General features: G+C 50.5%; 28 protein-coding genes, 1 pseudogene and 1 riboswitch. Of the genes and pseudogenes, 21 read left to right on the plus strand and 8 right to left on the minus strand.

The window, feature by feature from the left end:
• Nucleotides 1-240: 240 nt before the first annotated feature.
• The 8 genes from PAG01S_RS13960 to PAG01S_RS13980 all read left to right on the plus strand — a co-directional run bounded on the left by PAG01S_RS13960 (nt 241) and on the right by PAG01S_RS13980 (nt 8807).
• Nucleotides 241-855, plus strand: coding sequence for a hypothetical protein (locus PAG01S_RS13960; RefSeq protein WP_062759129.1), 615 nt, complete (start codon nt 241-243; stop codon nt 853-855).
• A 24-nt stretch (nt 856-879) separates the two neighbouring features.
• A complete protein-coding gene (locus PAG01S_RS21790) occupies nt 880-1425 on the plus strand; it encodes a fimbrial protein (protein WP_073970676.1) in 546 nt (181 codons plus the stop codon).
• Between the two features lie 54 nt (nt 1426-1479).
• Nucleotides 1480-2238, plus strand: a complete 759-nt coding sequence (locus PAG01S_RS21795) for a fimbria/pilus periplasmic chaperone (RefSeq protein WP_073970677.1) — start codon at nt 1480-1482, stop codon at nt 2236-2238.
• On the plus strand, nt 2210-4777 hold the full coding sequence (locus tag PAG01S_RS13965) for a fimbrial outer membrane usher protein (RefSeq protein ID WP_062759131.1): 2568 nt from the start codon (nt 2210-2212) through the stop codon (nt 4775-4777). The genes PAG01S_RS21795 and PAG01S_RS13965 overlap by 29 nt, the downstream gene beginning before the upstream one ends.
• A gap of 18 nt (nt 4778-4795) precedes the next feature.
• Nucleotides 4796-6109 carry a fimbrial usher protein StbD gene (gene stbD / locus PAG01S_RS21800; RefSeq protein WP_245006280.1) on the plus strand — a complete coding sequence of 438 codons (1314 nt, stop codon included), beginning with the start codon at nt 4796-4798 and terminating at the stop codon, nt 6107-6109.
• Entirely contained in the window at nt 6075-6809 is a 735-nt protein-coding gene (locus tag PAG01S_RS13970; protein WP_062759133.1) for a fimbrial assembly chaperone, read from the plus strand. Before stbD ends, PAG01S_RS13970 begins: the two co-directional genes overlap by 35 nt.
• A 34-nt stretch (nt 6810-6843) precedes the next feature.
• Nucleotides 6844-7692, plus strand: a complete 849-nt coding sequence (locus tag PAG01S_RS13975; RefSeq protein ID WP_062759135.1) for an alpha/beta hydrolase — start codon at nt 6844-6846, stop codon at nt 7690-7692.
• 71 nt (nt 7693-7763) lie between these two features.
• On the plus strand, nt 7764-8807 hold the full coding sequence (locus tag PAG01S_RS13980; RefSeq protein ID WP_062759137.1) for a DAPG hydrolase family protein: 1044 nt from the start codon (nt 7764-7766) through the stop codon (nt 8805-8807).
• 400 nt (nt 8808-9207) lie between these two features.
• Here the strand turns inward: PAG01S_RS13980 and PAG01S_RS13985 are convergent.
• Nucleotides 9208-9546: pseudogene (locus PAG01S_RS13985) on the minus strand (LacI family transcriptional regulator); the annotation flags it as partial.
• A 52-nt stretch (nt 9547-9598) separates the two neighbouring features.
• Between PAG01S_RS13985 and PAG01S_RS13990 the strand changes: the two are divergent.
• The 3 genes from PAG01S_RS13990 to PAG01S_RS21805 all read left to right on the plus strand — a co-directional run bounded on the left by PAG01S_RS13990 (nt 9599) and on the right by PAG01S_RS21805 (nt 11549).
• Entirely contained in the window at nt 9599-10111 is a 513-nt protein-coding gene (locus tag PAG01S_RS13990) for a GNAT family N-acetyltransferase (RefSeq protein WP_062759138.1), read from the plus strand.
• Nucleotides 10112-10306: 195 nt separating this feature from the next.
• Entirely contained in the window at nt 10307-10936 is a 630-nt protein-coding gene (locus PAG01S_RS13995) for a LysE family translocator (protein ID WP_010670716.1), read from the plus strand.
• Nucleotides 10937-11120: 184 nt separating this feature from the next.
• Nucleotides 11121-11549, plus strand: a complete 429-nt coding sequence (locus PAG01S_RS21805; RefSeq protein WP_073970679.1) for a GFA family protein — start codon at nt 11121-11123, stop codon at nt 11547-11549.
• 89 nt (nt 11550-11638) lie between these two features.
• On the opposite strand, the gene PAG01S_RS22650 is transcribed toward PAG01S_RS21805, so the two are convergent.
• A complete protein-coding gene (locus tag PAG01S_RS22650; protein ID WP_245006277.1) occupies nt 11639-12193 on the minus strand; it encodes a P-loop NTPase family protein in 555 nt (184 codons plus the stop codon).
• 275 nt (nt 12194-12468) lie between these two features.
• Between PAG01S_RS22650 and PAG01S_RS14005 the strand changes: the two genes are divergently transcribed.
• The 8 genes from PAG01S_RS14005 to PAG01S_RS14040 all read left to right on the plus strand — a co-directional run bounded on the left by PAG01S_RS14005 (nt 12469) and on the right by PAG01S_RS14040 (nt 19046).
• Entirely contained in the window at nt 12469-13356 is an 888-nt protein-coding gene (locus tag PAG01S_RS14005) for a hypothetical protein (RefSeq protein WP_235528031.1), read from the plus strand.
• A gap of 268 nt (nt 13357-13624) precedes the next feature.
• Nucleotides 13625-14743, plus strand: coding sequence for an alkene reductase (locus PAG01S_RS14010; RefSeq protein ID WP_062759142.1), 1119 nt, complete (start codon nt 13625-13627; stop codon nt 14741-14743).
• A gap of 16 nt (nt 14744-14759) precedes the next feature.
• A complete protein-coding gene (locus PAG01S_RS14015) occupies nt 14760-15074 on the plus strand; it encodes an ArsR/SmtB family transcription factor (RefSeq protein ID WP_010247494.1) in 315 nt (104 codons plus the stop codon).
• Between the two features lie 247 nt (nt 15075-15321).
• Complete coding sequence (locus PAG01S_RS14020; protein WP_061703397.1) at nt 15322-15867, plus strand: cysteine hydrolase family protein; 546 nt, start codon at nt 15322-15324, stop codon at nt 15865-15867.
• A gap of 63 nt (nt 15868-15930) precedes the next feature.
• A riboswitch (TPP riboswitch) is annotated at nt 15931-16050 on the plus strand.
• A gap of 131 nt (nt 16051-16181) precedes the next feature.
• Nucleotides 16182-17120 carry an FAD-dependent oxidoreductase gene (locus tag PAG01S_RS14025; protein ID WP_062759144.1) on the plus strand — a complete coding sequence of 313 codons (939 nt, stop codon included), beginning with the start codon at nt 16182-16184 and terminating at the stop codon, nt 17118-17120.
• Nucleotides 17110-17307, plus strand: a complete 198-nt coding sequence (gene thiS / locus PAG01S_RS14030) for a sulfur carrier protein ThiS (RefSeq protein ID WP_010247485.1) — start codon at nt 17110-17112, stop codon at nt 17305-17307. The genes PAG01S_RS14025 and thiS overlap by 11 nt, the downstream gene beginning before the upstream one ends.
• A 2-nt stretch (nt 17308-17309) precedes the next feature.
• On the plus strand, nt 17310-18068 hold the full coding sequence (locus PAG01S_RS14035) for a thiazole synthase (RefSeq protein ID WP_062759146.1): 759 nt from the start codon (nt 17310-17312) through the stop codon (nt 18066-18068).
• A 9-nt stretch (nt 18069-18077) separates the two neighbouring features.
• Nucleotides 18078-19046, plus strand: a complete 969-nt coding sequence (locus PAG01S_RS14040) for a HesA/MoeB/ThiF family protein (RefSeq protein WP_062759148.1) — start codon at nt 18078-18080, stop codon at nt 19044-19046.
• Nucleotides 19047-19055: 9 nt separating this feature from the next.
• Here the strand turns inward: PAG01S_RS14040 and PAG01S_RS14045 are convergent, their stop codons facing one another.
• Entirely contained in the window at nt 19056-19469 is a 414-nt protein-coding gene (locus PAG01S_RS14045) for an ASCH domain-containing protein (protein ID WP_010247476.1), read from the minus strand.
• Nucleotides 19470-19721: 252 nt separating this feature from the next.
• Nucleotides 19722-20264: a DsbA family protein gene (locus PAG01S_RS14050; protein WP_010247473.1), complete on the minus strand. Its 543-nt coding sequence runs from the start codon at nt 20262-20264 to the stop codon at nt 19722-19724.
• 317 nt (nt 20265-20581) lie between these two features.
• On the opposite strand from PAG01S_RS14050, the gene PAG01S_RS14055 reads away from it, so the two are divergent.
• Together PAG01S_RS14055 and PAG01S_RS14060 are read left to right on the plus strand one after the other, a co-directional pair.
• Nucleotides 20582-20851 carry a hypothetical protein gene (locus tag PAG01S_RS14055; protein ID WP_010247470.1) on the plus strand — a complete coding sequence of 90 codons (270 nt, stop codon included), beginning with the start codon at nt 20582-20584 and terminating at the stop codon, nt 20849-20851.
• Between the two features lie 148 nt (nt 20852-20999).
• On the plus strand, nt 21000-21527 hold the full coding sequence (locus PAG01S_RS14060; protein ID WP_062759150.1) for a sterol desaturase family protein: 528 nt from the start codon (nt 21000-21002) through the stop codon (nt 21525-21527).
• On the opposite strand, the gene crtB is transcribed toward PAG01S_RS14060, so the two are convergent.
• From crtB to PAG01S_RS14080, 4 genes are read right to left on the minus strand one after another with little or no spacing between them, the layout of a single operon-like run.
• Entirely contained in the window at nt 21466-22395 is a 930-nt protein-coding gene (gene crtB, locus PAG01S_RS14065) for a 15-cis-phytoene synthase CrtB (RefSeq protein WP_033773805.1), read from the minus strand. The genes PAG01S_RS14060 and crtB overlap by 62 nt on opposite strands.
• The gene (locus tag PAG01S_RS14070; RefSeq protein ID WP_010670728.1) at nt 22392-23870 is read right to left on the minus strand and encodes a phytoene desaturase; all 1479 of its coding nucleotides are present in this window, start codon (nt 23868-23870) and stop codon (nt 22392-22394) included. Before PAG01S_RS14070 ends, crtB begins: the two co-directional genes overlap by 4 nt.
• Nucleotides 23867-25027, minus strand: a complete 1161-nt coding sequence (crtY, locus tag PAG01S_RS14075; RefSeq protein ID WP_062759152.1) for a lycopene beta-cyclase CrtY — start codon at nt 25025-25027, stop codon at nt 23867-23869. Before crtY ends, PAG01S_RS14070 begins: the two co-directional genes overlap by 4 nt.
• The gene (locus tag PAG01S_RS14080; RefSeq protein WP_062759154.1) at nt 25014-26309 is read right to left on the minus strand and encodes a glycosyltransferase; all 1296 of its coding nucleotides are present in this window, start codon (nt 26307-26309) and stop codon (nt 25014-25016) included. Before PAG01S_RS14080 ends, crtY begins: the two co-directional genes overlap by 14 nt.
• Nucleotides 26310-26315 lie beyond the last annotated feature (6 nt).

Genomic DNA, 26315 nt, shown 5'->3' on the forward strand with positions numbered 1-26315 from the left:
AGGCACTTCCTTATCTTCCCTTTAACTAAATGCAATACAGAGACAATGCGAAAACCTGTGTTACGCCTTCCCAGCATATAAAGTACTTTTCAGTTCGGAATCAACCTGTAATATCAGAGTAATGTTCTTTATTTATCTTTATTAATAATATAAATCACTAAAATCAGTGATTTGCGTTAGGATGATTGCACCTTCTGAGAGACATAGATTCATCTGCAAAACCTCTGAATGGAGCAGTTAATGAAACATTTAATAAAACCAAATCTGTGTTGCATACGCTGTTCGCGCAAATGCCTTATTACACCGTACACAGATGTACTCATAGGTAGATGTGAAATTCAGAAGTTCACTGTATGGCCGGGTAATAATAATTATTTAACTGAGGGGTTGAAATCTTCATTCCCACAGAAAAAAGAAAGCACTCTACTGCGAAATATCGTTTTTGTGGATTTCTCTATCTATAACTTGCGATATTTCACTAACAGTTATTGGCTGGAGAACCTGAAGAAAACCGGATTGGTAATCATCCTTGTTTGTGATGATAAAATGATATCACTTGCTAATTTCTGGTCCGAGAACGATATGTCTGTAAATAAAATGCTTCACCGGGGGAGTAACATCGATAATATCAATGAGGTCATTTGCAGTAATCGTATCCACACGGAGGGAGGTGAAAATAAAAGAATTATTTCGCTAAATGAAAATGAAATGAAATTTCTCGATCTGACATTTCAAGGTTGTGCACTTTCAGCCATGCCCAAGGTAATGTCCCTTGGCAAAAAGAAAGTTTACAACATAAAACAATCTATCCACCGCAAAATGGGCGCTGATCTTCATCAGCTCATTTGCATCTAATAGACTTTTAAAGGTAATAAAGAAATGAAAATTAAATTAAATAAAGCATGCCTTTCCCTGTTTATTTGTGGAGCGCTGTCCGCCGGATCAGCTTATTCTGCTTCAGATAACACAATCAATTTCCAGGGAGAAGTATCTGATGAAACCTGCTCCGTTACAGTTAACGGCAATGCAGCATCGCCTGTAGTTTTAATGCCGACAGTGAGTAAATCTGATCTTACAACAAGTGGCGCTACTGCGGGACTGACAGCATTTACGGTAGGACTTAGCGGTTGCACGGGTGATAGCACCGCATCTACCAAAATTTCTACAGTCTTCATTGGTAATAATGTAAGTTCCTCTGGCAATCTGATTAATAGTGGTACAGCGCAAAATGTTGAAGTTCAGCTGCTGGACACTAAGGATGCCGTCATCGATCTTACAAGTGGTTTTAATGGTAGCGGCGATTTGACTCTTGAACCTGGTGCTACTGAAACTTCAGCAGATTATAGTGCACAATATTATTCTACAGGTGGTACTACCGCAGGTACTGTTGCGGCTTCGCTTCAATATGCAGTGACTTACCAGTAATTAATTATGATGCGCATTATATAATGCGCATCGTTTTTGCACTGAGAAAAAAGAATGAAAAAACTCAATCCTACTAATTATTGTGCTCGTGCGATATTTTTAATTTTATCGTTATTAACTAGTCATGCATACGGCAGTGTTACTATTTTAGGAAGTAGGATAATTTATCCAGAAAAATCTGGTTCGGTGGATGTACTGTTAAAAAACAATGACGATATACCTTATGTCATTCAGACCTGGTTTGATGATGGAGATACTGATTCTCAACCGCAAAAACAAAATAATGCGATTTTTATTTCATCACCTCCTGTATTTCGTATTCAGCCACGCTCAGGTCAAATCATCAGAGTGATCTTTTCATCCAGTAGAAAATTAGCAACCGACAGGGAGACGCTTGGGTGGTTCAATATGCTACAGATACCACCTTCAAATCTGAATGATTCGAAAAATAAAAACGCTATGTTAGTTATAGTTCGAAATCGAATAAAAACATTTTACAGGCCTGCTGCTATCGGTAACCCCGGGAATATTCTCAAAAACCTGAAGTTAACTTATGTGTACGATTTAAAAAAAGGAGGTGGCGTTGAAATTGAAAATCCACAGCCATGGCATGCATCAATCGTTGATATTAAAGCAAATATTAATAGTGGAACCTATAAAAGTGATGCTGAGATGATTCCACCGTTTTCAAAAAAAACGTTTTGGTTCAAATCTTCAAAATTGCGTCCTAACGACAGTGGCGAAGTAATCGTAGCAGCGATTAATGATCAAGGAGCAAGATTAAGTGAAAGATATAACATTAATCACAAATAATAAAAAACTTGCTATATTCTCATTTATTTTTACTTTCTGCACTTCCAAAGTAGGTCATTGCGATGATTATTTTTTTGATTCATCTATGTTCAAAGGTACTGCCTATGGGAAAAATATTGACCAATTTAACCATGATACAACGCCTTCAGGTAATTATATTGTTGACATCTATCTGAACGGGAATCTTGTTTCATCCCAGGAAAAAGTTAATTTTACTGAAAGTCACGATAGTAAAGGTGCACAGCCCTGCCTGACACCACAACAAATGCAGAAACTTCAGTTAAAAATCACTGATAAAGACATAGCCACTCATGCGTGCAGGAGCCTGGTAAAATGGTCTGAAAAGGGAGGCTGGGAGTTTGATCAAGCCTCACTTCGTTTACAACTCACGATCCCCATGACGGAGTTAAATAGAAAACCCCGAGGTTACATACCTCCATCAGAGTGGGATAAAGGAATTACAGCGTTATTTTTTAGACATAATACTAACTTTACATGGACCAATAATACTGATTCTGATTTTGAATATAAGTACCTTTGGAGTGGCATTACAGCAGGCACTAACTTAGGCAAATGGCAACTGCGTCATCAAGGAAATTTTCGTTATATTGATGCCAGCACGGGCAGCAGTGCATATGATTATAACTCTGTTAGAACATGGATACAGCGTCCACTTGAAAATTTCAATAGTCAGATTTCCATTGGTGACAATTACACTGATAATTCTCTGTTTGGCAGTTTATCTTTTAATGGAATTAAACTGGCCACCGACGAAAGAATGTGGCCGCAGGGTAAGCGCGGTTATGCCCCTGAAGTGCATGGTGTTGCATTATCAAACGCCCGTGTGGTTGTTAAGCAGCTTGACAAGGTAGTTTACGAAGTAAATGTTCCACCCGGCCCATTCATTATTGATGATTTATATAACACGCGCAGCCAGGGTGACCTTAAAGTTGAAGTTATCGAGGCAAATGGTAAAAGTTCTACATTCATTGTCCCGTATTCTTCAGTCCCTGATTCTGTTCGTCCAGGCACCTGGCATTATTCGGTTTCATTAGGCCGCGTAAGACAATTTTATTCAGTTGAAAATGAATTTTTTGAGGGGATTTTGCAGAGAGGCTTAAGCAACAGCATTACCGGAACGGCTGGCTCCAGACTGGCTAAGGACTATCAGGCATGGCTGGTTGGGGGAGTCTGGTCAACCAGCGCGGGAGCAATTGGCGTTAATAGTACTTTTTCAAATGCAAAAGTCGAAAATGATGAGACTCTGAGAGGGTGGCGAGGAGAAGTTAGCTACAGCAAAACATTCCAGACTAAGACCAATTTAGTTCTTGCTGCCTATCGTTACTCTACCAGCGGATTCAGGGATCTACAGGATGTACTTGGTGTAAGACGTCAGAGTCACTCGAATATTGATTACTATTCCGATACGTTGCATCAGCGGAATCGTCTGTCTGCCACAGTTAGTCAGTCCATGGATAATCTTGGTTTACTTAGCCTGAGTGCGAGTACTTCTGACTACTATAATAATCAATCACGCATCACTCAGTTACAATTAGGCTACAACAATAACTGGAAAAAAATCAGTTATGGCTTAAATTTCGGACGACAAAGAACATCCTGGAACTATAGCAGAAGTCGTCTCGATTTTGATAAAAATCAGGATGACAGTCGACGTAAAAAATACACCGAAAATACGTTTTCTTTTAATGTTTCTGTACCGCTGGACTGGGGTAGAAGCCTTTCCTCTGTTTCATATAATTATAATCAATCAAAGGAAACCCGCTCATCCATTGTTTCTACTACAGGATCGCTTGGTGAAAACAGGGAACTATCATACTCAGTATATGCAGGCACAGATCATGCGCGTAATTCATCAGATGAAGATACAACAACATTTGGTGCCAATATGCAACAGAATAGCCGCATAGGTAGCTTACGTGCAAATTATGGTCAAGGTGATCACTACCGACAGGCTGGCTTAGGAATGAGTGGAACAGTGTTGATTCATAAAGGTGGCATCACGGCAGGGCCTTACACTAATGATACTTTCGCTCTGATTCATGCAGAAGGTGCGGAAGGCGCAGAGGTTCAAAATGGTCAAGGTGCTGTGGTAGATAGTTACGGATACGCAATTTTACCTTCACTAACGCCATATCGCACAAACGATGTAAGTTTGAATACTTTGAAAATGAATCCTGATGCAGAATTAAGCGGCGGAAGCAAGCGAGTCGTTCCCTATGCGGGTGCTATTGCCAAAGTTAACTTCTCCACTATAAGGGGAAAAGCACTCCTTATTAGCCTTGTTACTGAAGCAGGCGATACGCCTCCTATGGGTGCTGAAGTTCATGATGCAGAAAGTAATTTAATAGGTGTCATAGGGCAAGGTGGACAGCTTTATGCAAGGGTACCGAATAATTCAGGAACATTAAGAGTTGACTGGGAAGATAATGAAAAGAAACGTTGTCTGGTCAGTTATCAGCTTGATAGATCCATGAATGAGTCAATTATTCATCTCAATCGCACGTGTAAAAAGGCGTAGATTATGAAAAAAGAAAAAATGATTATTTCATTATTATGTTCTTTTTTTGGTTTTAGTTTTCCTGCTTTGTCTAATTGCATAAAAGTAACAAGTACATCATCTCTTTCTGCTCAGGCGATATCAGCAGGATATACCGCATCGCCATGGACTGGGGCGTGCGATACTTGCTCTGGGAATTTAGGTTTACCTTCAGTAGTCAGCCTTAGCAGTGGTTCTTTCCAGCCATCAGGTACTCTTCTGGCGAGTTCTGTTGTTAGCTTTATTAACTCAGCAAGCAATAAAAGTTACAGCCCAAACCAGATTCTTTTCAGATGTGAACTTAGTGACAGTGATAGTCTCTATGAAATGTATGCTACAAATGGTGATAGCACATATGCTGGCAGAAATGCTGTATCAGAATTAGACGGCGCGTATTTCGATGTGGCTAAAAATGTCGCTGTGCGCATGACAAATGTGGCGACGGGTGAGTATTACAGCCGGTTCTGGAAAGCCAGAAGACTCAATGCTGATAGCTGGTATTCTGATGAAAAATATATCTATGTACCTGCAAGTGCTTTCAGTGATGTCTTATACGAAATGTTTAAAATCGATGCGACTAATTATTATATGAATGGTGCCAGCAGATATGTCGATCTTATGACACAGCCGCGTGGCTACATAGCTTTTAAGGGACCAGGTCTCGCGACTAACAACCTTTCTCCTGGTCAGGATAGCGCCAGTAACTTCCCAGGATTCTATGATATATGGCCAGCTGCGTGGAGTACTTATAAAGATGTTACTTACATCCGTGGGGCGCTTTGTGAGGTTTTAGATTATCCTTCACTGGTTATATTACCCCCGATTAGTGTTGGTGCATTACGTGGTGGCGGAAGTAGTCAGACCCCATTCAACATTAGTCTGCAATGTGATGCCGGAGCGGTTTCTGATACGAACAACTCAACAAGTAGTTCAGCAAACGTAGCAATGGGTTTTTTAGTTAATCAGGCAAGTGCAGTTCGTCAGGCTAATAATCTTGGACTGGTAAATAGCGGTGGGGGTCTGACCTGGCTTCTTGACACTAATTATGGTAGCGGAGGTGTCGCGTCAGGGGTTGGAATAAAAATTTATGATAAAACTGGTACACCTATCAATCTTCTGCCTGAGCAAGGTAGTAAAGGTTCCGGTAATATCCGAGGCTGGTATGCCTATAAAGATCTTACCTCATTAGTATCTTCTGATTATGCAGAAATTTATAGTGGTGACTTTACTGCATCACTTGAAGCTATCAGTGGGCAGAATGTTTCGTCAGGTACAGTCAATGCGCAATTACAAGTTGTTATCAGTTTTCAGTAATGTTTTTATAGCCGCTACTTTTATTTTAAGTTTAAAATCTTTTGCAGCGGTTAATGTTGATAAAACACGTCTTATTTTTAATTCTTCAGATATGACTCAAACTATTAATCTATATAACAATAGTTCAAGTCCTGCTGTTGTTCAATTATGGACTGATGATCAGGATATCAATGTTTCTCCTGATGAAAGCAAAACACCGGTGATCGTGTTGCCGCCAGTATTGAAGATACTACCTAATGAAAAACGTTCTTTGCGTGTCATACTGACGACCAGGAAAGAGTTGACGTCAGATCGTGAATCTCTTTATTGGCTAAATATTTATCAAATACCATCAATTATTAAGTCAAAAGACAGAGATATGAATAAGATCTTTTTCCCGTTGCGTTTGAGGTTGAAAGTTTTTGTCCGTCCTGCTCATTTAGGATCACCTTCATTTGATGATATGCAAAAGTTGAAGTTTATAAAAAGAGGAGCTGAGTTAAGGGTTGTCAACCCTACCGCATGGTATGCATCCTTGAATGTCAGTATTCCTGGGTTCAAAAAAATAAGTAAAATCATGATCACTCCGCTTGCTGAAGCGTCAATCCAGACAGAAAGAGAAATAACAGAAGATAAAATAAATTATGAAGTTATAGGTGATAGTGGGTTCTCTGATATGCATACTACAAAAATCACTTCACTTTATGATTCTCTTAAATAAAATGCAATTAATAAGGCAACACTCGGAGGTTGTAATGCAAAATAATCTTTATCATGGTATGACTGAAACAGAACTGGATGAAGCTTACAACAATACTGCAATTGTCAAAGACTTCGATGGATTATTAAAAAAACTACAAGCGAGAAGTCGTGCGCTCTACAAAAAGTATCACTGGATCCGTGATCGGTCTTATGGCCGTAAGCCCCGGCAACGCTACGACTTTCTGTCATCTGGTATAAAAAACTCGCCTACTTATATTTTTATACACGGTGGGTATTGGACAAATTGTAATAAAGAAGATTTTGCCTTTATTGCGCAGGGACCTCACGCAAACGGCATGAATGTCATTCTGGCTGAATATACTCTTGCACCTGATGCAACAATGACAGAAATCGTTAATGAAATCGGGCACCTGATTAAGAAAATCAAAGACGATCAGGATTTTCTAGGGGTCCGCGATAGTCCGCTATACCTGGCTGGTCATTCCGCAGGTGGACATCTTGCCGCACTTTACCGCTCACATCATGCTATATCCAGGGTACATATGATCAGTGCACTCGTGGATCTTAATCCGATAAGTATGTGTTGGTTGCAAGATAAATTAAAGTTAACGCCTGTAGAAATAAAATTATATAGCCCACTTTTTCATCTGGAAAAAGGTGCTCCAACGCTGGTTTCGGTTGGTGGCGATGAGTTACCTGAACTTATAAGGCAGTCAAGCTGTTATGCAGACGAATTAGTCAGGATTGATAAATCAGTGAAAATCTTTACTCTTCCCATGGCAACCCATTTCACCATATTAGATGATTTAGCTAATCCTGATGGGTCTCTTATGAAGCAATTCATGACTCTGAAAAAACCGGGCACTCCTAAAATATACTAACTTATTAGGCTGTAGTGATAATTTCGGTTTTTATGCAATTTTATCTATTCGCATTCTTAAAAGGCTACAACATGAAGTTAAAACTCTCACGCCGTAAATTACTAAGAAGTATTCCTTTACTGACGGGTAGCGCTTTTTTATCACATTCGTTACTTAATAATGTTTATGCTACGAGCGGTTCGTCTGTTTATAACAACTCATCAGTAACTGAAAATTTATTTAATGCAGGGGCTTCATTAAACAAAACTCTCATAACCTACTTTCAGGTGCCTATGCAAAAACGTTTGAGGGTCAATGAAAAAGAGATACAGGGAAAGCCCTATTCGCACTTCTTTAACAGCAGACTTGATGCTCCACTCGAAATGGTTACTTCTCTGGAAAAGGGCCCATTAGCAAAAAATCACATCCTGCCTCCGACAATTGAGGGGCTAAAAGTTTTATTAGAAGATTTCGATAAATATCCACCATCCGGATACGGTGTAGTTGAAGATGGGCCATGTGCTTATGCGCAAAGCCAGCATCTCTTTCCTGGAGTAACGACGGATATGTTCAGGTGGTGGTTTACCTGGCATCCAGTTGAAAGTGAGCGTTATTATCTGTGGTTCCCTCATGCACATGTTCATAATTCTGTTGCAGATCCTAAGCGATTAGCTGATAGCAGTCTGAATTATGATAAGCGCCTATACGGAAACCCTAATCACATAATTGAATATATCGGTGAGAACTATCTCGATGGAATTATTAATTTTGACGCTCCGGAAAGCCTGGGTTTAGATAGTGAACTACTGAGACGAAACAATTTCACCTTTAACGCGAGTGGCATAATTACCCCTTATGATCATCCCTTAACACCACTGGTCATGATGATTCATCTTGGGCGCGATACTCCAACTGGTATGCAAATGATAAACCGTTACTGGATAGGGACACATCCGTCGTGGAATCGCTTTTCAAATTTTCCAAACGGAGCAAAGCTTTCTGAAGAATACATTACCAGGGCAGGTATGAACGCAGAATCGTTAGAGTTATTTGCATATGAAATGGCAGTGCATGATATGACAGAATTTACGTCTCTGGGACGCTTCCTGCCTCATATTTATAAGGAATTCGCCTGATAACAGATAAGACAGGAAAATATCAGACGCCAGCGAATATGAAAGATTCCATGAGTATTGTTGTGTTTTGCCGGGGCCTCTGTCCCGGTTTTTTTTACCTTCTCTGTTTAACCGAATATATTGAATATGTGCCATAACGAACTTAAGAACTTCGGTGTATTTTACCCACCATCGACTGCAAAGACCTGCGTAATTCCATGGGTCAAAAGCTTCATTAATTATCCCCCGGACGATATTTATGGAGTCAAAACTATTTCATTTTTAATCAGCAACTCTTATTTTTAAATATAGCCCTGCTGATACCGGTAATCGCTGCTTTTAAAAAGTTATCAGCCATTATGTTCTTCCTCCAATCGAGTCATTTTTTACGTATCACTTGTTTGTGTACGTCACTGGTTAATCAGGCAGGCCGGAGTACGATAACGGCATATCGACAGCCCTGAGTCGTTTTATTTCTGAACACGCAGTCAGCCGGATCGCCCAGTTCCAGACAGTCGCCAGCAGCCATCTCATAGGTGCTGGTACCTGCTTCAAAAGTCAGTGTCCCTTCAATTACCCATATCAGCTGGCGTCTTGAAACATAGGAGATTGCCGGCATCGGCACAGCGGTATTTGCCGGCAATTCGACACTGACCAGATCGACCGGCATCTCGCCCGGTGAAACGTGGCGACGCAGATAGCCGGTTTCCGGATCCTGCCACACCGGCTGATTTTCATGCCTGACCAGCGTCCCGGTTCTATCATAGTGAACAATTCATCTACTTTAGTGAGTGAGCAAAGGGGTGTCCACCATGATTATCCGTGCGGCTGTAGAAAGCGATGCTGAAATCATCGCAGAGATTTATAACGACGCGGTGCTTAACACCACCGCGATCTGGAATGAAAATCGTATTGATGTGGCTAACCGCATCGCGTGGATAAACAGCCGCCAGCAGGCCGGTTTTCCTATGATTGTGGCGACAGACGACAATGATGATACCGTGCTGGGATATGCCTCTTATGGTGACTGGCGTCCCTGGAACGGATATCGTCATACGGTTGAGCATTCGGTTTATGTTCATAAAGATGCACGAGGTAAAGGCGTGGGTGCCGCCCTGATGCAGGGGCTTATCCAGCTTGCTCGCGAAGCCGGGAAGCACGTTATGGTGGCGGCGATTGAATCGGATAATGCGGCATCCATTGCCCTGCATAAAAAACTGGGATTTATTGAGTCCGGCAGAATGACGGAGGTTGGAACTAAGTTTGGACGCTGGCTGGATTTGACATTTTTGCAGCTGCGTCTGGATGACCGTAAACGACCCTGAGCTGTCCCTTAAAGCGAATCCTTTGATGATACTTCCGGCAGGATGCCGATCCCCGCAGAAGAAAGCTATGTCTGGAAAACGTTTGATTGCGCAGATCGTTTAAAGCGAGAAACGAAGCCGCAGCGAACCAGGAGATAGCAAATTTGCACGTCAGCCGATATAACAGATAAATAACAACCCATCGCAGAGGACATCATGGCGCTTTCGCACGAATTAATCCTGATCTTCACCACCTACTTTGTCGCTACAGCCAGTCCCGGGCCAAGTAATATGGCGATAATGGGAACGGCAATGAAAAAGGGCAGGGGTGCCGCACTGGCGTTGGCTGCGGGTGTCGTGAGTGGTTCGATGCTCTGGGCGCTGCTGGCCGCCTGCGGTGTGCTGACCGTGCTGGCAACCTTCGCACAGTTGCTGATCGTGTTAAAAATTGGCGGAGGGTTATATCTGTTATGGCTGGCGTTTAAAGCCGGCAAATCTGCGTTACGCCGCACTGAGGCCAGCGATTTTAAAGCCAGCGATGAGCGTGTCGCGTATGGCAGACTGTTCCGTCAGGGGATACTGATGCATATCGGCAACCCCAAAGCGATTCTTACCTGGGTGGCCATTATGTCGTTTGCACTGAAGCCGGATGTGGTCGCCGCCACGCTGCCGATAATCATCTGCGGCTGTGCGGTGATTTGCGTGGTTGTGTTCGGCGGCTATGCTCTGCTGTTCTCAACCGCCGTGATGGGCGCATTTTACCGTCGCATTCGTCGCGGACTCGATGCGCTATTAGCCTGCTGCTTTGCGCTGGCAGGGCTGAAACTGGTATTCAGCCGCAGTTAGTACTGATGAAGGTGTACGAGGGTTATCCGCTTCTGGCTCAAATCCGCAAAAGATCATGCATTGAGCCGGAGCGGCATTAAATTAACAAGGTTGCGGTAGCGCTTCAGCAGCCCCTTACTTAAACACCACTATGATCAGGCAAGTAGTCAGACAAACCAGGAATCTGAGTGAACAGGATGATGAAATGAAAGGCGCATGTCTGTGTGAAACCGTTGCTTTCGAAATATCAGTAACCCCCACGCGTTATTACCGTTGTCACTGTTCTCTTTGCAGAAAACAGAGCGGAACCGGCTATAACCTGGCAACGATCGTAAAAGAGAGTGACTTCAGCTGGGTTTCCGGTGAGAGCCAGATCGCGTCATGGCGCAAACTCACCGGTTATCGCAACGATTTTTGCGCCAGCTGTGGCTCCACAGTGCCTAACCCGTTGCGTGGCAGACCTTATATCTGGCTTCCGGTTGGTTTACTCAGTGAGCCTGCTGATATGCAGTGCACAGGTGATTATTGTACTGATGACGCCATGCCCTGGGACACAATTCGTTCCGAGACAAATCATGCCGGGCCGGTAGAATCGCTGGACTCTCTTCTGACGAGCTTAAAGCTTATTGATTGATGGCAGTGGTGCTTCTTTGTTATTCAAAAAGTCACTGAGTCAAAGCGACCCCATTAACGGAAAACAGACGTTATTCCTGCAGCCTGCATTCATCGAATATTATTCGTTAGCTGTAATCCCCAGTAGTCAGAACAGGCTTTAACATCGCGGGGAGAAGGAAGTAGAAGTTTTGGCAGTCTGACCTGGTCGTAAAGCTTTTTATGGCGCTTTCGATTCTGCGGGGCAGTACGGAGAATATATTTCAGCATCTCCAGGTTCATATGCTCTCTGCCCATCCCCAGACCGCCAATACGCGGCGTGGATGAGTAACATCTGCGAATGTACCGCAGCAGTGCCACTGTCACTTTTACATCCAGCAGAATTAAGCCTGTGGCACGCGCGAATCGTTCTTCAATGCATTTGGTGTAATTACCCTCCATCACCCATCTTTCCTGACTCACCGCCTCAGCATGCAAACGAAGAAATTCTGCCGGTGCTCTGGGCACCCATTGACTGTCCGGAATATGGTGAAGCTGATCCAGATGAACTGCTGGTAGATCTGTTTTGCGAGCAATGGCCTCAGCTAAGGTCGATTTTCCGCTGTTCGATGGACCCATAATACAAATGCGTGGCCCAAGCGCGTCTAATGGAAGTGCACTATTCACAACGTTTCCTCTGAATTAACCCTGTCTGAAAATGGATAAATGCGTACTGCTCTGAAACTTTCCTGTGCACCCCGCAAAGTCTTAAACGCTGCCGGGAGCCGTTGGCTGGTCAGCCTGGGGATTCTGAACCTTTTCTGGATCAAAGTCAGGCCGCAGCGGCGATGATAGCCAGACTTGCCCTGAGACGTCTTAACCCAGGCAGCAATAAGATTTCGGTAAAGATTGGTTACATTTTGCCGATAAATTGTTCAACCAATCAAACCGTAGAGGGCATTATGGGGTTAATCAATGGCGTGACAACAGAGGTGGCAAGAGGATATTTAGCCACGCTCACCGTAACAAACAGATCTGAGAACACGACTAAAGAAACTATTACCGGAAAAGAATTACCTGCCAGTGTGGTGGTGATCTCGCCCGAGGCAAGAGCGCGCCTGGTGCAGGCTATCGCTGAGCCCATTACGGCAGAGCAGCAGGCCAAAAATTCAGAGGAACTGGCAAAGACAAAGTCATCCGGTCAGGGACCGTCCGTTAACCTCGGATATGCGTTATTCAACGATCCCTACACCAGCTGGGACGCCAGAACATTTACTCCGCTTCTGAGTATGACGGCTGCCAATACGCAGACCGCTATGGATGAGTTTGCCGCTGCACTCCATGAGGTGCTGGCTGAAGGCCAGGTGGGCCGTAATCAGTACGATAATTCGGATACCTCGGAAGCCATGGCGCTGACCCTGACGCAGTCTAAGCTCCATAAACTGATTGAAAAATATGTCTCCGGCGATAACCAGAAGCAGGCGAATGACATTGCTGATGAGATGATAAGCGTCAAAGTCGCCATTCGTGAACGTCAGACGTTGCTGGGAGCACAGGATACGCTGGCGTTAGCCATACGTCATGGAACACGCGACATGCAGGAGAGCGCACGTGACTATCTAAGCCAGGTTAAGAGCGCAACCGCACGGCCACAGGTGGAGCTGGCCGGGATGATGGAAGCCATGAAGTCGGGCCGTGATATGGACTCTGTCTTCAGCACCTTTGCCGATTTGATTCGTGCCACGCCGAATCCTGACAACAAAGCACAGCCCTCGATTGATGGCGCACTCAGTCAACTGGAGGTTTATCGCCAGCAGTGGCAGGCGTTCACTGAAAAATACGCTTCTTAATGTTCTTATGATCCTGCAGGCAGCACCTCCGTCCCGGCGAAGCAATTTGCCTGAAAGCGGCGTCTGCAGGATCACCTCCTGACTTTACGCAGTCAGGCGCTGCGCTGAGAGACTGTTAATCCCACGCGCTGTCAGCACTCCACCCTGATAGTGACCCTCTGCCAGAAACCACCGATACCGCCCTGGACAAAAAGCACAGATTACACATTTACAAATTTAAATGTGTAAATATAATGTCGCCTCTTCACACATCAGAGGATTTTTTGTCATGCCGTCACTTTTTACCCCCTTGAGTCTGGGCGACCTTCAGCTTCGTAACCGCATTGTACTGCCGCCACTGACGCGCTGCCGCAGTGAACAACCGGGCAACATTCCCGGCGAGATGATGGTGGAGTACTACCGCCAGCGTTCCAGCGCGGGGCTGATGATCACCGAAGGCACCCAGATTGAGCCTCGCGGGCAGGGCTATGCATGGACGCCGGGGATCCACAGCGAAGCGCAGATCGCCGGCTGGAAAAAGGTTACAGAGGCAGTACATCAGCAAGGGGCCACGATTTTCTGCCAGCTCTGGCATGTTGGCCGCGTGTCGCATAATGAACTGCAGCCGGGCAAGCAGGCACCCGTTGCCCCTTCAGCCATCGCAGCCGATAACGTCCGGGTATTTATTGAAACCGGGCCTGGCGCCGGCATATTGACCGCACCCAGCGAGCCACGCGCACTGACTACATCGGAAGTTAAAGAGATCGTAGAGCTTTACCGACGCGCGGCGGAGAATGCCAAAGCTGCCGGTTTCGACGGTGTGGAACTGCATTCCGCCAACGGTTATCTGATTAACCAGTTTATTTCTGAGCACACCAACTTCCGTACGGATGAATATGGCGGATCTGCTGAGAATCGTCTGCGCTTCCTGCGAGAAGTCGTTGAGGCGGTCAGCTCGGTATTTGGCAGCCACCGCGTTGGCGTCAGATTTGCGCCTCTGTTTACCAGTACCGACGAAGAGCGCGTCTATCTCGGTCTGGTTGAAAGTGATCCACACGCGACCTACATCCGCGCAGCAGCACTGCTGAACGAGCTGGAAGTTGGCTATCTCTCCATTGCTGAAGCCGACTGGGACAACAGCCCGGAGATGCCAGAGAGCTTCCGTGTCGCGCTGCGGGAAACATTCCGCTCTCCGATCATCTATTCGGGTCGCTACACGGCTGAAAAAGCGCAGCATGTGCTGGAAAAAGGCTGGGGCGATCTGTTTGGTTTTGGCCGCTCATTTATCGCTAATCCCGATCTGCCCGCGCGGATTAAATCAGGATATCCGCTGAATGAGGTCGATCACGCCTCCCTGTATGGCGGCAGTGAGAAAGGCTATACTGACTATCCATTTTACCCATCCTGATATTCTGTGAGGCGGCATGTCCCCCGAAAATGCCCTGAAGTTACTGTCCAACCCGACCAGAGTGGCAGTGCTGAAGTGGCTTAAAAATCCTGACGAAGCGTTTGCGGGCTATACCCAGCTCTATCCCTTCGATCAGTATGGCGTCTGTGCCAGCCTCATACAGGACAAGGCGGGCTTATCACAGCCCGCCACCTCGTTATGCCTGAAAGCACTTCACAATGCGGGGCTGGTTGAAGCCAGCAAAGTCGGGAAATGGACTTACTATCGCCGTGCCGAACCGCGCATTCGTGAAATAACCGATGCGGTAACCCAATCGCTGCAGGCGCTTTAAAAGCGACGGCGTACAGGGTAATGTAGATGTCAGCGCCATCCTTCTGATGGTGATTTCACCGAACACATTAACTCAGGGTCAGAAAATGTTTATGTCAGTTCAGTCTTTCACAACCGTCATCACCACCACCGCCTCTGGCGGCGGCGTGAGCGACTCTGTGACTGGCACCTGACACAACAGATTCTCACTCCCCGCCGAACCGGACGGGGAGCTGTTCTCCGTTCTTAAAACTGAATGGAGACAGGTCATGGTTACATCTGAAAGTGCACTTTTAATTATCGACATGCAGCAGGGCCTTTTTAATGGTCCGGAGGCTCCCTTCGCCGCAAATTCGATCTTGTCGAACATCTCACTTCTCATTACTAAAGCCCGGGCTTCTGCCGTCCCCCTCTTTTTCGCACGCCATATCGGCCCGGATGATTCCCCTTTTAACGAGCAAAGCCCGCTGACGCGCCTGATCCCGGAATTGCAGGTTAACCCGCAGAGTGATGTCGTCTTCACCAAAAGATATCCCAGCTGTTTCAGGGATACTGGCCTGCAGCTTCAGCTGAGGCAAAAGGGCATTAAGCAACTGGTGATTGCGGGGATGAAAACGGAGTTCTGTATTGATACTACCTGTCGGGCAGCCCCGGAGCTGGGTTTTAACGTCGTACTGATTTCCGATGCGCACACCACCGTCGATAATCCCCACCTCTCTGCGGAGAAGATTATTGCGCATCACAACCAGACGCTGGCGGGCCCCTTTTTGACGCTGGCAACCGCAACTGACTGGCATTTCGGTTCTGCCGGTTAAGTCCGATTTTCTGACCCGGTTCCATGCAGTCTGCTTGACGAAGCTGTCTGCTTAACTTACAACTAAACCCGTCAGGGGAGTCTCGCCAGAGAGACTGAGAGGCTAATAGCGCACCGCGCGGCTTAGCGACCCTTAGAACCTGACCCAGTTGATACTGGCGTAGGAAGACGGGTATCTCATCAGATACTTGCCGCAGGGGCGCATTCGCAACGTTCCTGCCTTTTCCCTCTGTATCACGGGTCTTCGTTAACGGATAACGAGGCCAAATTGAAAAATCTCATCCTGAATCTTTCTTTTCCTGTCCGGTGGACACCATGAGCCGCTGGTCGGTGCTCGGCAGCGGCGTTGCCGGGCTTTGTGTCGCCACGCTGCTGCTGGAGCGGGGAGAAACGGTCGAAGTTATTACCCAGCCTGACTGCCGTGCGGCCTCGCACTGGGCGGGCGGCATGCTCGCGCCCTGGTGTGAAGCAGAAAGCGCACCGCCACAGGTGATCGAATGGGGCCAGCACGCGGCCAGCTGGTGGGCGAAACGCGTTGATGGCGTGGAACAGCAGGGCACGCTGGTGGTTGCTCCGCCGCGTGACAGCCGTGAACTGACGCGCTTCGCCAGCATGACGCAGCAGCATCAGTGGGTCTCTCCCGGTGACATCGAACCCGCGCTGGAAAACCGCTTTGCCCGCGGCCTGTTTTTCGCCGCAGAGGCGCATCTCGATCCGCGCCGCGCCTTGCAGCAACTGCGCGACAAACTGCAACAGGCTGGCGTCCCCTTTCACAGTGGAAAACCCGGCGGCAAAATCATCGACTGCCGTGGCATCCACGCCACCGATCGGCAGCCCGCCCTGCGCGCCGTGCGGGGCGAAATGGTGATCCTGCACACATCCGACGTACAACTCTCCCGTCCTGTCCGGCTGCTGCACCCGCGCTTTCCCTGCTATCTGGTGCCGCGTGCCGGGGGCCACTTCATGCTGGGAGCCACCATGGTGGAAAGCCACGACAGCAGCCCGATCAGCTCCCGGGCGATGATGGAATTGCTCAGCGCCGCTTACAGCCTGCATCCGGCGCTTGCCGAAGCGCGGATCGTGGAGAGCGGCACCGGTCTGCGTCCTGCTTACCGGCAGAACCTGCCGGAAGTCCGCTACGAAAATGGCCGTTTCTCACTTAACGGCCTGTACCGCCACGGCTTTTTGCTGGCCCCGATCATGGCTGAAAAACTTATGCTGCAACTGACTCAGGAGATAACTCATGCGCGTTGAACTGAATGGACGCACGATTGAAACCGGCGCAACGACGCTGGCGGAGCTTATGGCGGAGCAGCAGATCGATCCGCGGACCGTCGCCACCGCGCTGAACGGGGAGTTTGTACCGCGTAGCCGCTATGCCAGCCAGCAACTTGAGGCGGGCAACCAGCTCGAAATCCTGTCACCGATGCAGGGAGGTTAACCATGTTCTATCAATTTACTCCGCAATCCCGATTTCTGCTCGGCACGGCCGGTTATCCGTCACCGGACATTCTGCATCAGGCGATCAACGCGTCAGGCGCGGAGATTATTACCGTCAGCCTGCGGCGGGAAGGCAGTGAAGGCGGCGCTTTCCGCACGCTGCTGCAACAGCTCAACAAACGTATTCTGCCGAATACGGCAGGCTGCCACACGGTGAAAGAGGCGGTGACGACGGCGCAGATGGCGCGTGAACTGTTCGACACACCGTGGATCAAGCTGGAGGTGATTGGCCATGCCGACACGCTGCAGCCCGATCCTTTTGCCCTGGTTGAGGCCGCACGGATTCTCTGCGCTGACGGGTTCCAGGTGTTTCCCTACACTACGGAAGATCTGATTGTCGGCGAAAAATTGCTGGAAGCGGGCTGTGAAGTGCTGATGCCCTGGGGCGCGGCGATCGGCTCCGGCCAGGGGCTGCGTAATATCGAGGGGCTGCGCGCTATGCGTGCGTGGTTTAAAGATGTGCCGTTGATTATTGATGCGGGCATTGGCGCACCTGGCCAGGCGGCTCAGGCGATGGAGATGGGTTTTGATGGCGTGCTGCTCAACACGGCGGTGGCAAAAGCGCGCGATCCGGTGCGCATGGCCGGTGCCTTTGCTGCTGCGATCCACGGCGGACACGAAGCGTTTCAGGCGGGATTGATGGAGCAGCGCGACATGGCGTCTGCCTCTACGCCTATTTTTGGTCTGGCACAATTCAGTTAAGGAGCAGCGATGGAGCGTTATCAGCGACAGACGATGTTGCCAGAGATTGGTGAAGCGGGGCAGCAGCGGCTGAGCAGGGCAAAGGTGCTGGTGGTGGGGGCGGGCGGGCTTAGTGCGACGCTGCTGCCGTTACTGGCAGGCGCGGGTGTGGGATTTATCCGTCTTTACGATGGCGATCGGGTTGAACTGCACAACCTCCACCGGCAGACGCTGTTTGGCGTCGACGATGTGGGCCAGCAGAAAGTATTTTGCGCTCAGCGTGCGCTGGCGCAGCGCAATCCTGACTGCCACGTTGAGGCGCATCCACACGCGCTAAGCGCCAGTCAACTGCCGCAGGCGCTGGAGGGAATCGATCTGGTGGTGGATGCGGCGGATAACTTCGCTATTACTTATCAGCTCTCCGATGTCTGTTATCCGGCAGGCCTGCCGCTGATCTGCGCCTCGGTGCTGGGACGCAAAGGCTATGTTGGCGGATTCTGTGGCGGTGCGCCTGGCTATCGCGCGCTGTTCCCGCAGCTGCCCACGGCCTCGGGTAACTGCAATACGGCAGGCGTAATGGGACCGGCGGTAGCGACGCTGGGCGCAATGCAGGCACAGATGGCGCTGAGCGTATTGTTAAAACTAGCGCCATCGCCGCTCGGCTGCATGATCCACTGTGACTTTGTTGACTGGCATATCAGGCAGTTTCGTTTTGATGACGCACCTGAACCTGACGCGCCCGGCACGCCCTTTATCGATCGGGCCATGCTGATGGAGGATGATTGCATAGTGGAGTTGCGCAGCCTGGAAGAGGCACCGGTCAGTGTGGCCGAGCGGGTGGTGCGAATTCTGCCGCAGCAGATAGCGGCCTGGCAACCGCCGGTCAATCAGCGTGTGGTACTGGTGTGTGCCAGTGGCATGCGCGCAGCCCAGGCGGCTGAGAACCTTGCCGCGCGGGGGATTGCGCGGCTTGCGCTGGTGGCGGCAAACACGCTGTAGCGTGCCGGTTTAGACCACCTCGACCAGCTGGAACGTCTCGAAGATCAGCTCCATTTCGCTGTGAAAATAGCCTTCACGCTCGAAGTAGCGCTGATGTTCCTGACGCCAGTGGTCGAGGCTCAGATCGCCTTCACCCTCCAGCATCGCCATCTCTGGCGTGACGCGATCAAAGCGCGTCAGGAACAAGCCGGTGGTGCGGATCACGCAGACGGGCTGCTGTTCGCCGTTGAGAACAATGCTGTAACCGCCCGGTTGAGGCAATGCTTCCTGATCCTGCCAGCTCCGCAACGACCCGCAGGTGGCCACTTTCTTACCGGCAATAATCAGCGTTGCGAGCTCGCTGGCTAATTCCGGGGAGTCACCAAATGCATCTGTGAAGGCACCCGGATATTTGTCCTGCAGTTGTTGCAGCGTCATCGTCATCAGCAAATCCTCAATGAATTAGGCGTGCGGGCCCGGCGTAACGTCAGGTTATCGCCATGCAGGCCAGCGGTGCCGTTAAGATGAACAACAGCAGCGGCTTTAATCCCACCGTCTGCTGCTGATAGCGGTACAGCTTACCCGGCCTCCACATGGGAAAACAGGCTTAATTATCAGGATATTGAGTTTGAGCGTGAGTGGGGTCGCAAAGGAGAGACTCAGTCTGGCGCGGCCGGGCACAGCCGCGCACTAATATTAACGAATCAGAAAGCTTGCCCAGTGCGCTATATCGTCACCGCTGCTGATTTCGGGCTGTACCAGACCGTTTACCATAAAGGTCGGTGAAACGTGAATGCCGTTCTGGCGGGCATATTTGCAGTGCCATTTAATGGCGTTCTGCAGGTCAGGCTGATCAAACGCGGCGCTGGCATCTACGCCGCTGACCTCTTTCAGGCGGGCGAGGATTTGATTCGGCGTGGCATCGCGGTTCGGACCGGTACAGTGATCGGTGAACTCAAACTCTTCACGGTGATCGGCTACCGCCTGCATCACCTTTTTCGCGGCCTCTTTGCTTTCGCAGGCAGCGGCAAGGATATAGCGCACTATCAGCCCGGAATAGAGGTGCCACGGCTGTGATTGCAGACGGATCTTCAGGGTGATGTTCTCTTCACCCGCGTGCGCCAGTAACGCGTCGAATTTATTGAAGGCGCGCACCGAAAAAGGACAGGTGGGTTCCAGAAAGACTTCAAAGATCTCAGGGCCGTGGCCCCATACCAGTACATCAGCGTGCTGACTCATCGACAACTCCTTGAACATTAACGAGACGGGAAACCTGTTTACCCTGGCAAATCCCTCTGACATCAGCCAGTTAAGAATCAGCCGCAATTGTTACAAAAAACAGCAATCAGCTGATGAGTCGCGTGTAATACGCGACAGACAGGTCCATTAGTCGTTAGAATTGCCAACTTTGGCATTTTCAACTGCTGGCACGGCGTAGCCGCCCACGAACAGCTATAGTTGTCAGCAGTGTGCAATCTTTTGCAGGATGCAGCCATTTAAGCTGCTTCACTGCTGTTTGTTTGCCCGGAGCTGATAAGCGTTAGAAGAGGTTAATTTTGCATACCGATCTCACCTGGAAAACTCTCCATCACGTCATCAATCAGACGATCTCTGACATGCTTGACGAGCAGCAGACCATTGATGTGTTATCACTGCGCGCCCGGCTGCATGAACTGGCTGAAAAAGAGGAGGATGAGGTCATGCTGCTCTGTTACTGGCAGGCGAGCAAAATTCTGATGCGATTACCCACGACCGTCACCGCCAGTCAGTTAATGACCGCGGCACGCCACGCTTTTCGCACCCCGCTGAATCACGATCTGCTTTAAAGGCTGCGTCCTACACAAATATCAGCATGGTCCTCACTCAAGCTTCAACAGCGTGTTCCCTTATTTTTCTCCTGAACACTGTTTTCCCCAATCTCTGTTAAAATTGAACCTCTGCGCCACTTTGCAGGATGCATGTTCGGGAGAAACTATGTTGTGGATTTGGAATGCCCTGATTGTTCTGGTCACTGTTATCGGAATGGAGATAACGGCTGCACTGGCGCACAGATACATTATGCATGGCTGGGGTTGGGGCTGGCATCTGTCACATCATGAACCGCATAAAGGCTGGTTTGAGGTTAATGACCTCTATGCCGTAGTGTTCGCCGCTCTGTCGATTTTGCTCATTTATCTGGGCAGCACGGGTGTCTGGCCCTTGCAGTGGATCGGCGCGGGTATGACGCTCTACGGCCTGCTCTATTTTATTGTGCATGATGGCCTGGTACATCAGCGCTGGCCATTCCGCTATGTTCCGCGCCGGGGTTATTTACGCAGGCTTTACATGGCGCACCGCATGCATCATGCGGTACGAGGCAAAGAGGGCTGTGTCTCGTTTGGCTTTCTTTACGCGCCGCCGCTGTCAAAACTGCAGGCGACGCTGCGAGAACGTCATGGCGTTAAACGGGGCGCTGCCAGAGATCAGCTGAGCGTGGAGCGTGACGCGCCACCCGGGAAGTAACCGCCTGACCCGATGCCGCCACCAGCAGTGCCAGTTTCTCTGGCGTGCTGGTGGACTGGCGTTGCTCCCACGCCTGTGAACCCGCCTGAACCACCTTCATACCGATTTTACGATAGACCTGCTGCGCGGTAGCAATCGCCCACGCTGAACGCAGCGGTAAACCCGGCAGGCCAGCCGACGCCGATCGATAATAGGGCTCCGCCGTTTCCACCAGCCGACGGGCGACGCGGCTTAATGCCTTGCGATTTTGCGGATCGGCGAGATTCTCTCGGGTCAGCCCCTCTTCAGCCAGCCACGCAGCGGGCAGATAGCAGCGTCCCGCTTCAGCATCTTCAACGATATCGCGCGCAATATTGGTCAGCTGAAACGCCAGACCGAGATCGCAGGCGCGATCCAGCGTGGCGTTGTCGCGTACGCCCATAATCTGCGCCATCATCAGGCCAACCACGCCCGCGACGTGGTAACAGTAACGCAGCGTATCATCCAGCGTCTGATAGCGTGTCTCATGCACGTCCATCGCAAAGCCCGCCAGATGATCAAAAGCGTAAGCAGGCAGAATATCGTGCGCCATTGCCACCTCCTGAAAGGCCGCAAAGGCGGGCTCATGCATCTGGGATCCGGCATAGGCCTGACGCGTTTTCATCTCCAGCTGCGCCAGGCGCTGTTCGGCAGATTGCAGCGATGGCGTATCGTTGCTGAATCCCAGGACCTGATCGTCAATCACATCATCACAGTGACGGCACCAGGCGTAGAGCATCAGCACGCTGCGTCGGGTTTTGGCATCAAACAGTTTTGACGCGGTGGCAAAGCTTTTCGATCCCACCTCCATGGTGTCTACGGCATGATCAAGCAGTGACGGACTATTCAAGCCAGATCCTCCAGCATCAATCCTGCGGTAGCCTTGGCCGAGCCAATCACCCCTGGAATACCCGCGCCAGGATGGGTACCAGCACCGACCAGATAGAGATTATTAATATTTTTATCGCGGTTGTGAGGCCGGAACCAGGCGCTTTGCGTCAGGATCGGCTCCACTGAGAAGGCCGAGCCCTGATACGCATTCAGCTCATCGCGGAAATCAAACGGCGTGAAGATGCGATGCGTGACCAACTGGCTACGCAGGCCCGGCATGTAATGCTGTTCCAGATAGTCGAAAATGCGATCGCGCAGGCGCGGACCTTCAACGGCCCAGTCGATATCAGCGGTGCCGAGGTGCGGTACCGGCGCCAGCACGTAGTAGCTGCCGCAGCCTTCCGGTGCCAGTGAGGGATCGGTCACGCAGGGCGCATGCAGATAGAGCGAGAAGTCCTCTGCCAGGCCATCTTTGTTAAAGATTTCATCAATCAACTCACGATAGCGCGGACCAAAGCAGACCGTGTGGTGCGCCAGCTGATCGTGATGATGATTCAGGCCAAAATAGATCACAAACAGCGAGTTACTCATGCGTTTGTTCTGCAGTGACCGTCCCTGCGCCTGCGAAGCGGGGTGCTGGCTCAGCAGTTCGCGGTAGGTGTGAACCACATCTGCGTTGGAGGCAACCGCGCGGGTCGGGAAGACCCGGCCATCTTTCAGGTGCACCGCGGTAATCCTGTTTTCCTGGGTCTCCAGCCGGGCAACGCTGGCATTGAGCTCCACTTCGCCGCCCAGATCTTCAAACAGTTTCACCATGCCCTGCACCAGCGCGCCCGTGCCACCGCGCGGGAACCAGACGCCCCATTCACGTTCCAGCGCATGAATCAGGGTATAGATTGAGGAAGTGGCAAACGGATTTCCGCCCACCAGCAGTGAGTGGAAAGAGAAGGCCTGACGCAGATGCTCATCTTCAATGTAGCTCGCCACTTTGCTGTAAACGCTGCGCCATGCCTGAAGTTTTGCCAGCTGAGGCGCGGCCCGCAGCATGTCGCGGAATGACAGAAACGGCACGGTGCCAAGCTTCAGATAGCCTTCAGCAAACACCGCTCGGGAATAGGCCAGAAAGCGCCGATATCCTTCAACGTCACGCGGATTAAATGCGGCAATCTGCGCTTCCAGCGCGGGCTGATCGTTGTCATAACTGAACACCTTGCCGGACTCCCAGCAGAGGCGATAAAACGGCTTCACCGGCATCAGCTCGACATAGTCAGAGAGCTTTTTACCCGCCAGAGTGAACAGCTCTTCAATGGCGCTGGGATCGGTGATTACCGTGGGGCCGGCATCAAACGTGAAGCCCTGATCCTGATAGACATAAGCCCGGCCGCCCGGCTTGTCACGCTGCTCCAGCAGTCGGGTGGGAACGCCTGACGCCTGAAGGCGAATGGCCAGAGCCAGACCACCAAAGCCTGCGCCAATTACTGTAGTTCTATTCATTGCATCGCCTGTTGACGGTGAGGAGTCATAATAGCCTGTAACGCCGCCAGAACGGGGACCGGGGGCTTGCCGCTTAAGATGCGCAGCCGATCAGGCAAAGTGAGTTTTCCCGCATAAAAACGGGCGATCAGACCTTCGGGAAGGCCGTAAAAACGTTGCATAACCTGCCAGCGCTGGTCAGCCGGACCCGCCAGAAACAGCATACGGTTCAGCATGCGGAAGAAGCGCTGTTGCTGCCAGGCCTGACTGGCGAATTGCTGAATGGTGGCGTGCAGGGTCTCAGAGGTAAACGTCTGCATCTGCGCCAGCCGGTCAGCCAGCGCGACCGCCAGCGGCAGAGAATAGCCGGTAGTCGGATGGAATAACCCGGCACGCAAACCGCTGCAGGGCAGATCGTGTTTCTGCCAGAAGGCGGCCACGTCGCCGGTCAGCGTAATGGGTAACGCGCCTTGCTCTTCGCGTAGCAGTCGGTCTAACCGCCACCCCTGCTGCGCGGCATAGGCGCGGATATTCTGACGGGCGCGATCGCCTTCCAGCGTGGCGTTATCAATGTAGTGGGTATCTTCAATCAGCAGGGTGTCTGCAGAAAAGGGCAGGCTGTAGACAAAGCGATAGCCTGCCTGCTGATCTACCGTGGCATCCATGATGATCGGCGCGGTCAGGCCATGTGGCTCGCTGAGCTGCCACTCCTGTCCGACAAACGACTGGAAGCCCATGCACAGCGCGGCATCGGGCTGGTAGCCACGGCCATCAATCACTGCGTCACTCTCCAGCACCCGGCCATCGTCCAGCGTAACCGTGCGTGAAGCGATGCCCGCAACCCGGGTATTCAGCAGCAGATCCGGCGCAAACCTGTCGCGGATGACCTGCACGAAGCGCTCCGAAGTCACGCAAAAATAGCCACTGTTCAGACTACGACTGCGTTGGGGAAAGCGGACCTCATAGCCAGGCCAGTGATGTACTACCAGCGGAGCGATCCAGCGATGCTGCGTTTCGGTGAGATCTTCCGCATGAAACGACCAGGTATGATTGGCACCCGGTTCACGTTCGGCGTCAATCAGCAGAATGCGCAGGGAGGGCCGCTGCTGTCTCAGGCGCAGGGCGATCAGCCCGTTGGCCAGTCCCGCGCCCACCAGAATCAGATCATACCGCGGCATAGTCTCTCCTGGTGAGGACCGGCTGGCGGGTCAGCATCGCCTGTTCGACAATGTCCGCCGCCAGGGTGGTTCCGCCCGCCTGACGAAGTGCGCTACGCAGCGTTTTCATCTGCTGAACGTAGCTTTCATCAGCCAGTAAGGTCTGGAGCTGACGCGCCATGGAGTGGCTGGTGGTGAAGCGTGAGGCGCGACGTCCGATACCGTGCCAGACCACTCTGGCAGCCACACCCGGCTGATCAAAGGCCAGCGGGATCGTCAGCAGCGGCGTCAGGTGGTTAATCCCATCCAGCACCGTATTCATGCCGCCGTGCGTAATGGCAAGATCGGCCTGAGCCAGTGCAGCTGCCTGGTCGGCAAAATCGACCACCTGAACATGGCTGGCCTGCGCCAGTTTCTCCGCCTGGAAAGGTGACAACCGACCGCAATGCGCCAGCAATAACTGAGCATCGAGCTCCTGGCAGGCGCGGACGATGGTTTTAAACAGGCCGTAGCGATGTCCCTGCAGCGTGCCGAGGGAAGCAAAAATGCGCGGTTTGTCATCATGCGGGAAGTAGCGAGGCTGCGACGCGGCGGGTGCCGGTTCAGTGGTACGCAGCGGGCCAACCGAATGGAAATGATCGGGCAACGCCTGGCGGGGAAAATCCAGTTCCGGAATCAGCTGGCTGATCTGCGCCAGCGGTGAAAAACAGTGATGCAGTTTTTCCCGTGGCGCTAATCCCATCGCATGAGCGTTGCGGGCGATCACCCGATCGTGACGTCGCATCAGCCAGTCATAGATTTTTTCACTGGTGCGATAGCGTTCGCGCGCCTGATCGGTCCTGGCATAGTCAAACGGCATCACGGCCAGCGGGAAATCCGCTTCACGGTTAAGTGGCAGCGCACAGGCAACCGAAACATAAGGCAGGTTCAGCGCTTCTGCCGCCAGTGCACCGGCAGGCTCCATCTGATCGACGATCACGCCATCAATCGCCAGCGTGCTCAGCACCACGGGCAGTTCACGACAGAGCATATCGGTGCTGCGGGCCATCTCATTGATCAGTTTCAGCATTGAGGGGCCGAGAGGGTGCGCCGCCAGTTGCAGGGTGTGTGCCAGACTGCCCGCCGGATGCGAGGCTAAACCCAGCGGGAAAAAGCCGATACGGCTATCGGTGAGTAGCGCGCTAACGTCCGTCTGCTGGATGAAAGTGATCTGGTGTCCGCGTGCGATTAAGGCCTGGCTAAGGTGCTGAAGCGCCTGCACATGGCTATAGAAGGGCGGTGCAATGACCGCAAAGTGGCTCATGCAGCA

This window comes from Pantoea agglomerans NBRC 102470, from assembly GCF_001598475.1.
In the GTDB taxonomy this organism is placed as follows: Bacteria; Pseudomonadota; Gammaproteobacteria; order Enterobacterales; family Enterobacteriaceae; genus Pantoea; species Pantoea agglomerans.

What these genes read in the sequence shown, in the direction of transcription:
- PAG01S_RS21805 (WP_073970679.1), top strand. Translation starts at nt 11,121, where the DNA reads ATGAAAGGCGCATGTCTGTGTGAAACCGTTGCTTTCGAAATATCAGTA.
- PAG01S_RS13990 (WP_062759138.1), top strand. Translation starts at nt 9,599, where the DNA reads ATGATTATCCGTGCGGCTGTAGAAAGCGATGCTGAAATCATCGCAGAG.
- PAG01S_RS14060 (WP_062759150.1), top strand. Translation starts at nt 21,000, where the DNA reads ATGTTGTGGATTTGGAATGCCCTGATTGTTCTGGTCACTGTTATCGGA.
- PAG01S_RS14050 (WP_010247473.1), bottom strand. Translation starts at nt 20,264, where the DNA reads ATGAGTCAGCACGCTGATGTACTGGTATGGGGCCACGGCCCTGAGATC.
- PAG01S_RS13960 (WP_062759129.1), top strand. Translation starts at nt 241, where the DNA reads ATGAAACATTTAATAAAACCAAATCTGTGTTGCATACGCTGTTCGCGC.
- PAG01S_RS13975 (WP_062759135.1), top strand. Translation starts at nt 6,844, where the DNA reads ATGCAAAATAATCTTTATCATGGTATGACTGAAACAGAACTGGATGAA.
- PAG01S_RS14020 (WP_061703397.1), top strand. Translation starts at nt 15,322, where the DNA reads ATGGTTACATCTGAAAGTGCACTTTTAATTATCGACATGCAGCAGGGC.
- PAG01S_RS21790 (WP_073970676.1), top strand. Translation starts at nt 880, where the DNA reads ATGAAAATTAAATTAAATAAAGCATGCCTTTCCCTGTTTATTTGTGGA.
- PAG01S_RS13980 (WP_062759137.1), top strand. Translation starts at nt 7,764, where the DNA reads ATGAAGTTAAAACTCTCACGCCGTAAATTACTAAGAAGTATTCCTTTA.
- PAG01S_RS21795 (WP_073970677.1), top strand. Translation starts at nt 1,480, where the DNA reads ATGAAAAAACTCAATCCTACTAATTATTGTGCTCGTGCGATATTTTTA.
- PAG01S_RS13995 (WP_010670716.1), top strand. Translation starts at nt 10,307, where the DNA reads ATGGCGCTTTCGCACGAATTAATCCTGATCTTCACCACCTACTTTGTC.
- stbD (WP_245006280.1), top strand. Translation starts at nt 4,796, where the DNA reads ATGATTATTTCATTATTATGTTCTTTTTTTGGTTTTAGTTTTCCTGCT.
- PAG01S_RS14010 (WP_062759142.1), top strand. Translation starts at nt 13,625, where the DNA reads ATGCCGTCACTTTTTACCCCCTTGAGTCTGGGCGACCTTCAGCTTCGT.
- crtY (WP_062759152.1), bottom strand. Translation starts at nt 25,027, where the DNA reads ATGCCGCGGTATGATCTGATTCTGGTGGGCGCGGGACTGGCCAACGGG.
- PAG01S_RS14040 (WP_062759148.1), top strand. Translation starts at nt 18,078, where the DNA reads ATGGAGCGTTATCAGCGACAGACGATGTTGCCAGAGATTGGTGAAGCG.
- PAG01S_RS14015 (WP_010247494.1), top strand. Translation starts at nt 14,760, where the DNA reads ATGTCCCCCGAAAATGCCCTGAAGTTACTGTCCAACCCGACCAGAGTG.
- PAG01S_RS14080 (WP_062759154.1), bottom strand. Translation starts at nt 26,309, where the DNA reads ATGAGCCACTTTGCGGTCATTGCACCGCCCTTCTATAGCCATGTGCAG.
- PAG01S_RS14045 (WP_010247476.1), bottom strand. Translation starts at nt 19,469, where the DNA reads ATGACGATGACGCTGCAACAACTGCAGGACAAATATCCGGGTGCCTTC.
- PAG01S_RS14025 (WP_062759144.1), top strand. Translation starts at nt 16,182, where the DNA reads ATGAGCCGCTGGTCGGTGCTCGGCAGCGGCGTTGCCGGGCTTTGTGTC.
- PAG01S_RS14070 (WP_010670728.1), bottom strand. Translation starts at nt 23,870, where the DNA reads ATGAATAGAACTACAGTAATTGGCGCAGGCTTTGGTGGTCTGGCTCTG.
- PAG01S_RS14035 (WP_062759146.1), top strand. Translation starts at nt 17,310, where the DNA reads ATGTTCTATCAATTTACTCCGCAATCCCGATTTCTGCTCGGCACGGCC.
- PAG01S_RS13970 (WP_062759133.1), top strand. Translation starts at nt 6,075, where the DNA reads ATGCGCAATTACAAGTTGTTATCAGTTTTCAGTAATGTTTTTATAGCC.
- PAG01S_RS14005 (WP_235528031.1), top strand. Translation starts at nt 12,469, where the DNA reads ATGGGGTTAATCAATGGCGTGACAACAGAGGTGGCAAGAGGATATTTA.
- thiS (WP_010247485.1), top strand. Translation starts at nt 17,110, where the DNA reads ATGCGCGTTGAACTGAATGGACGCACGATTGAAACCGGCGCAACGACG.